The organism is Burkholderia sp. Ac-20349, assembly GCF_017104865.1.
GTDB lineage: Bacteria > Pseudomonadota > Gammaproteobacteria > Burkholderiales > Burkholderiaceae > Burkholderia > Burkholderia aenigmatica.
Map to the genome: position 1 here is coordinate 1 of NZ_JAAGPM010000244.1, position 6,518 is coordinate 6,518.

The window sequence follows — 6,518 nt, forward strand, 5'->3', positions numbered from 1 at the left end:
CACCACGGCTTCGCGGGGGCGTCGGCGACGCGCGCGGCCGGCGCGCCGGGCGCTGCGGCCTCGGGCGTCATGCCGAGCGAGCGGATCGCACTTTCGATCGCCGGCTGGGCATTCGGCACGTGCTCGACGGTCAGCATCCGCTGCATCAGGTTGAATTCGAGCGCCGACACTTCGCTCATCCCGCCGAGCTTCTTGCGGATCAGCGTTTCCTCGGTCGGGCAGTCCATCTGCATGATCCGGAACGCGGAGCGCACGTGGCCCGACGCGGTCGCCTGCGCGACCGGCAGCGGCGCGAGCGTCAGCGCGGCAGGCGCGCAGCAGTCGCCGGCCGCGTGGTCGTGGTCGTGGTCGTGGTCGTGGTCGTGGTCGTGGTCGTGGTCGTGGTCGTGGTCGTGGTCGTGGTCGTGGTCGTGACCGGCATGGTCGTGCGTGGCGCTGCCGTGTGCGCAGGCGGCGCCATGGACATGGCCGTCGCCGTGCTCATGCTCATGCTCATGCTCGCGCGCATGGTCATGACCATGGTTGTGGTCGTGTTCCTTACCGCTGCCGTGGCTGCAACCGGCGCCGTGGACGTGACCATCGTCACGCCCCACGTGCCCGTGATCATGTTCATGATCGTGCGCATGGTCATGACCATGATCGTGGTCGTGGTCCTTACCGCTGCCGTGGCTGCAACCGGCGCCGTGGACATGACCATCGTCACGCCCCACGTGCCCGTGATCATGTTCATGATCGTGGTCGTGGTCGTGGTCGTGGCTATGGACACGCGACTGCGCGCCGCGCGCTGCGGCGACCTCGCCGTGCGCGTGCTCGCCGGCCGCCGGCGCCGCATCGGCGACGGTGGCCGTATCCGTATCGTGCGCGTCGGCGCAGCACGGAGCGGCGCCGCCGGCATGACGGTGTCGTGGGTCGTGGGTACGCTGGGCGTCGGTCATGACAACCTCCTCAATGGCTAACGGTGTAGAGTTAACACCCTGAAGCCACTACAAGGTCAACCCTTACACGGGAGAAAGGCATGAAGATCGGCGAACTGGCCAAAGCGGCCCGCTGCACACCCGAGACGATCCGTTTCTACGAGAAAGAGGGTCTGATGCCGGATGCGGAGCGCACCGACTCGAACTACCGCAACTACACCGACGTGCACGTCGAGCGGCTGCGCTTCATCCGCAACTGCCGCGCGCTCGACATGGCGCACGACGAAATCCGTGCGCTGCTGCAGCTCACCGACACGCCGGCCGATCCGTGCGACTCGATCAATTCGCTGCTCGACGAACACATCGGGCACGTCGATGCGCGCCTCGCGGAACTCACGCATCTACGCGACCAGCTCACCGAATTGCGCCGCCAGTGCGTCGGCGAGCATTCGGTCGAGGATTGCGGCATCGTGCATGGTCTCGCGACGATGGAAACCGTCGCCCCGGCTGCGAAGCGCTCGCACCTCGGCTGAAACCCTTGTGGAATATGATAGTTTGTCTGAGAATAGTTATATTCTTACTAGATATGTCATAACTATTCATGTCCACTAGCCGTCCGTCCCCGCTCGCGCTGGCCGTCCTCGCGACGCTCACCGAAACGCCGATGCATCCGTACGGGATGCTGCAGCAACTGAAGGCTCGCGGGTACGACGAAGTCGTCAACGTGCGGCAGCGCACGAGCCTCTATCAGACGATCGACCGGCTGCTGCGCGACGGGATGATCGCCGTGCACGACACCGAGCGCGACGGTGCGTTTCCGGAGCGCACGCTGTATGCGCTGACCGAAGCCGGGCACACGGCCGGGCAGGCGTGGCTGCATGCGCTGCTCGCGGAGCCCGCGCGTGAATTCCCGGCATTCGGCGCCGGTCTCGCGTTCCTGCCGCTGCTCGACGCGGAAGATGCACGCCATCAGCTCGAGCTTCGGATCACCCGGCTCGACGCCGAGCGCGAGCGCCTCGAAACGCTGCGCGCCACCGCGCAGGCCGATCAGGTGCCGCGCCTGTTCCTGCTGCAGAACGAGCACGCGCTCGTGCTGCTCAATGCCGAACTCGAATGGGCACGCAGCGTCGTCGAACACCTGAAGATCGGCGCGCTGCGCTGGGTGAATGGTTGACGGGTCGCGCAGGCCGATCCGCACGAACCAGGGGGATCGGCCCCGTTAAAGCACCTTGCCGGGATTCAGGATGCCGAGCGGATCCAGCGCTGCCTTCAGGCGTCGCATCAGCCCGATTTCCGCGTCGCTGCGCGTGTGCGCGAGATAAGGACGCTTGAGCACGCCGATCCCGTGCTCGGCCGACACCGAGCCACCCATGTCCCGCACCACCGCGTACACGCAGTGATCGAGCGCGTCGAGGTCCGCGTCGGTCATCCCGGCCAGCGACACGCCGATATGCACGTTGCCGTCGCCGACATGGCCGAAGAACAGACACGTGACGTCCGGCCAGCGCGCCCGCAACGCCGCCTCGCAGCGCTCGGCGAACGCGCCGAGCTCGCTGGTCGGCAGGCTCACGTCGAAGTTGACGAGATGCGGCAGCGCATCGATCGCGAGGCCTTCGCGCAACGTCCACAGGTCGCGCGCCTGCCGCTCCGACGTCGCGAGCACCGCATCCTCCACGAGCCCTGCGTCGAACCCCGCCGCGAGGCCGGTTTCCAGCGCATGATGCGCGTCGCCGTCCGGTGCGCTCGTCGCGCATTCGATCAGGATCGCGAAGCCATCGTCGCCGACAAACGGCGCCGAAACACCCGGCGTATGTCGTGCAACGTAGTCGTAAAACGCCGGCCACATCGCCTCGAAGCTGACGACCTCCGGCAGCATGCGCACGCGGTTCCACAGCGCGACCACCGCGTCGTAGTCGCGCACGCGGCACAGCGCCGTGGCCGGCGCGGCCAGCAACGGATGCAGCCGCAGCACGGCGCGCGTGACGACGCCGAGCGTCCCTTCGCTGCCGATGAACAGCTGCTTCAGGTCGTAGCCCGCGTTGTTCTTCAGCATCCGGTTCATCGACGACACGACCGTGCCGTCCGCGAGCACGGCCTCGAGCCCGAGCACCTGCTCGCGCATCATCCCGTAGCGGATCGCGCGCGTGCCGCCCGCGTTGGTCGCCAGCATGCCGCCGATCTGGCATGAGCCGCGTGCACCGAGATCGACGCCGAACGTGAAACCGGCCGCTTCCGCGGCTTCCTGCACCGTCTGCAGCGGCGTTCCCGCGCGTACCGTCATCGTGCCGGCCGCCGCGTCCAGCGCTTCGATACCCGCGAAGCGTTCCATCGACAGCACCACCTCGCCGCCGAGCGCGACCGCACCACGCGCGAGCCCCGTCAAACCGCCCTGCGGCACGACCGGCTGGCCGAGCCGCGCGCACAGCGCGAGTGTGCGCGACACGTCGTCGACGCTGCGCGGGCGCACCAGCGCGCGCGGCCGCACGCCGGCCGGCTCGTTGTACGCGGTGAAGTAGCGCGGATCGATGTCGGCCGCGCGCGTGACGAGTGCATCGCCCAGTTCGGCGACGAGCACGGCTTCGACTTCGAGTGCGTCACCCGACAGCGATGCGCCGCCCTGTTCGCCACTCGCGGCGGCCGTATTCCGGTTCTGCATCGCGCGGCCCCGCTTACTTCGCCGAGATGTCGATATCGCCGAAATACTTCAGGCCGAGCGACTTCACCGTGCCGTCCGCCTTCAGCTTGTCGATCGCTGCATCGAGCTTCGCCTTCAGCGCGCTGTCGCCTTTACGCAGCCCGAATGCGATGCCGCTGCCGAGGATCTTGTCGTCGTGCACCGGCTGGCCGACGAACGAGAAACCCTTGCCGTCCGGCCGCGACAGGAAGCCGCGCTGGCCGGACGGTGCGAGCACGAGCGTCGCGTCGAGGCGGCCCGACACGAGATCCGCATACGCCTGGTTCTGGTCCTGGTACGCGACGATCGCGACACCGGCCGGCTCCCAGTGCGCCTTCGCGAAGGTTTCCTGGATCGATGCCTGCAGCACGCCGACGCGCTTGCCCTTCAGCGATTCCGGCGTCGGCAGCAGGCCGCTGCCGGTGCGCGCGATCAGTTGCGTCGGCACGCGATAGATGATCGTCGTGAAATCGATTGCCTGGCGGCGCTGCTCGGTCGCGTTCATCGCCGAATTGATCGCGTCGAACTTGCGCCCCTTCAGCGCGGGAATCAGGCCGTCGAACGACGTCTCGACCCATTTGCACGACAGCTTCGCCGTCTGGCAGACGGCATTGCCGACATCGATGTCGAAGCCCTGCAGGTCGCCGCTCGGCGCTTTCGATTCGAACGGCGGATATTGCGCCTCGAGGCCGAAGCGCAGCGTCTGCGCGTCGGCGAGCGCCGCGCCCGAGCCGAGGGCGCACGCCAGTGCGAATGCGAGTTTCAGGGTGGCCGTGTGCTTCATCGTGATCTCCTGTGTCTGGTCGGTGCGACGCTCCCGTCGCCGGGTGCCCGTCGCCGGTTCCCGTACGGGCCTTACAGCGAACGCAGCCGCCGCGCGCCTTCGACCAGCGTCGCGTCGTCTTTCGAAAAACTGAGCCGGATCACACCGGCATCGGTGCCGTCGGTATAGAACGCCGACAGCGGAATCGTCGCGACACGCGCATCGCGAATCAGGCGCAGCACGAAATCGCTGTCGCTTTCATCCGAGAAGTGCCGGAAGCGCGCGAGCATGAAGAACGAGCCTTCGCTCGGCAGCAGCTCGAAACGCGAATCGGCCAGCTCGCGCGCGAGCAGGTCGCGCTTGGCCTGGTAGAACGCCGACAGGCCGAGATAGCTGTCCGGCCGCGCGAGGATTTCCGCGAACGCGACCTGCATCGGCGTGTCGGCCGCGAACACCATGAACTGGTGCACCTTGCGGATCTCGTCCATCAACTCGGCCGGCGCGACGCAATGGCCGACCCGCCAGCCCGTCACGTGGAACGACTTGCCGAACGACGACACGATCACGCTGCGCTCGGCCAGCTCGCGATGGCGCGCCACGCTCTGGTGTTGCGCGCCGTCGAACACGACATGCTCGTAGACCTCGTCGGACAGCACCACGATCCCCGTGTCGCGCGTGAGCTGCGCGAGCCGTTCGAGATCGTCGGCGGAAAACACGGTCGCGGTCGGGTTGTGCGGCGTGTTCACGATGATCATCCGCGTGCGCGGGTTGATCGCCGCGGCCACCTCGTCCCAGTTCACGCGGAAATGTTCGGGCGACAGCTTGATCGCCACCGGCGTCGCGCCCTGCAGCCGCACGATCGGCGCATAGCTGTCGAACGACGGCTCGAAATAGATCACCTCGTCGCCCGGATGCACGAGCGCGCTGATCGCCGCGTAGAGCCCTTCGCTCGCGCTCGCGATCACCGTGATCTCGGTGGCCGGGTCGTAGCGCGCGCCGTACAGCGCCTCGGTCTTTTCGGCGAGCCGCTCGCGCAGCGCCATCACGCCGGCCATCGGCGCGTACTGGTTGTGCCCGTCGCGCATCGCACGCGCGACGCCTTCGACGAGCGCCGGATCGGGCGCGAAATTCGGCGCGCCCTGCGACAGGTTCAACGCATCGTGCCGAGCAGCCAGTTGGCCGATCACCGTGAAGATCGTCGTCCCGACGTCGGGCAGTTTCGAACGGGGCGCAGTGGCGCTTCGCATGACTCCTCCTTCTGATGTCCTTCGGGCGGCCCCGCGCGGCGCGCGCGGCCTGCATCTGCCGCATGATTTAGCCCGAGCCAATATCGACGGACAATCGAAAGTTCGTCATGGCGGCCATGCATTTTTCTCATGGCTCGCGAAGAAGAGCATGTAGCGGCAAGGCTCACCTGCCAGGCTGGCATGCGAATCAGGCATTTCCCCTAGGGCCTGTTCACGCTAATAACGGGCTTGCGAACGTGCCTTGCCGGTCGTAGTGCAAGGAGTGAGGAGCGCCGTTTGGCCGAGCCAAACAAGCGACGATCGACGCCGCAATACGGCCGGCAAGGCACGTTCCCCTGTTCGGGAAAATTCATTCGTGGGGCTGGCCACCAGAAGGGCCGATCGCCGCGTCACGCTCCTCGCGAATACGTCGAGTATTCGCTTCGTCGCAATCCTTGCGCTCGGCCCTTCTGGTGGCCAGCGCAAGCCCGTTATTAGCGTGAACAGGCCCTAGGGGATGTTACTGGCCGGCCGCCGCCAGATAGGCGAGCAGCACCGCCCGCAGTTCGTCGCGCAGCGTGGCGAGGTCGAACGCGGGCCCGAGCGTCAGCAACGCCTGCGAGAGCCCGCCGTAGCAGATCGTGTGCGCCATCCGCGCGAGCCCGTCGAGCCTTGCGGCGGGCGGCGGATCGGCCGCGTGCGCGAGCGCGTCGCGCCACAGTGCGACATACGCGTCGTAATGCCGGCGGTAGGCGGTGAGCGGCGACACCTGCCGCTCCAGCGCGAAGAGCGCGCCCCACAGCGCCGCGTCGGCGCCGATCGCCTCGACCTGCAGGTCGACGAGCGCGGCGGCGAGTTCGGCCCGTGGCGCACCGCGAGATCTGAAGAGCGTCGTGGTGGGAAAGAGTGTAGCTCCGTGTGTCGAGATCGGGCGGCGGCGT

6 protein-coding genes and 1 pseudogene are annotated in these 6,518 nt (G+C 67.4%); 2 read left to right on the forward strand and 5 right to left on the reverse strand.

The genetic code is table 11. The features are described 5' to 3' along the window. A partial coding sequence (locus G3N61_RS37460; RefSeq protein WP_205824932.1) for a heavy metal-associated domain-containing protein occupies nucleotides 1–935 on the reverse strand: 935 nt, incomplete at its 3' end. Between the two features lie 80 nt (nucleotides 936–1,015). On the opposite strand from G3N61_RS37460, the gene cadR reads away from it, so the two are divergent. Together cadR and G3N61_RS37470 are read left to right on the forward strand one after the other, a co-directional pair. After that, on the forward strand, nucleotides 1,016–1,447 hold the full coding sequence (gene cadR, locus G3N61_RS37465; RefSeq protein ID WP_011350541.1) for a Cd(II)/Pb(II)-responsive transcriptional regulator: 432 nt from the start codon (nucleotides 1,016–1,018) through the stop codon (nucleotides 1,445–1,447). 68 nt (nucleotides 1,448–1,515) lie between these two features. After that, nucleotides 1,516–2,088 carry a PadR family transcriptional regulator gene (locus tag G3N61_RS37470; protein ID WP_043184926.1) on the forward strand — a complete coding sequence of 191 codons (573 nt, stop codon included), beginning with the start codon at nucleotides 1,516–1,518 and terminating at the stop codon, nucleotides 2,086–2,088. A 45-nt stretch (nucleotides 2,089–2,133) separates the two neighbouring features. Here the strand turns inward: G3N61_RS37470 and G3N61_RS37475 are convergent, their stop codons facing one another. From G3N61_RS37475 to G3N61_RS37490, 4 genes and pseudogenes are all read right to left on the reverse strand, one after another. Continuing rightward, nucleotides 2,134–3,570, reverse strand: coding sequence for an FAD-binding oxidoreductase (locus G3N61_RS37475; RefSeq protein WP_205824933.1), 1,437 nt, complete (start codon nucleotides 3,568–3,570; stop codon nucleotides 2,134–2,136). A gap of 13 nt (nucleotides 3,571–3,583) precedes the next feature. Beyond that, a complete protein-coding gene (locus G3N61_RS37480; protein WP_089449658.1) occupies nucleotides 3,584–4,372 on the reverse strand; it encodes an ABC transporter substrate-binding protein in 789 nt (262 codons plus the stop codon). Nucleotides 4,373–4,443: 71 nt separating this feature from the next. Beyond that, a complete protein-coding gene (locus tag G3N61_RS37485; RefSeq protein WP_089449657.1) occupies nucleotides 4,444–5,598 on the reverse strand; it encodes a pyridoxal phosphate-dependent aminotransferase in 1,155 nt (384 codons plus the stop codon). A 499-nt stretch (nucleotides 5,599–6,097) separates the two neighbouring features. Next, nucleotides 6,098–6,518 (reverse strand): annotated as a pseudogene (locus G3N61_RS37490) (hypothetical protein); the annotation flags it as partial.

Coding starts and splice junctions, on each gene's coding strand:
- cadR (WP_011350541.1), top strand. CDS start 1,016: ATGAAGATCGGCGAACTGGCCAAAGCGGCCCGCTGCACACCCGAGACG.
- G3N61_RS37485 (WP_089449657.1), bottom strand. CDS start 5,598: ATGCGAAGCGCCACTGCGCCCCGTTCGAAACTGCCCGACGTCGGGACG.
- G3N61_RS37475 (WP_205824933.1), bottom strand. CDS start 3,570: ATGCAGAACCGGAATACGGCCGCCGCGAGTGGCGAACAGGGCGGCGCA.
- G3N61_RS37480 (WP_089449658.1), bottom strand. CDS start 4,372: ATGAAGCACACGGCCACCCTGAAACTCGCATTCGCACTGGCGTGCGCC.
- G3N61_RS37470 (WP_043184926.1), top strand. CDS start 1,516: ATGTCCACTAGCCGTCCGTCCCCGCTCGCGCTGGCCGTCCTCGCGACG.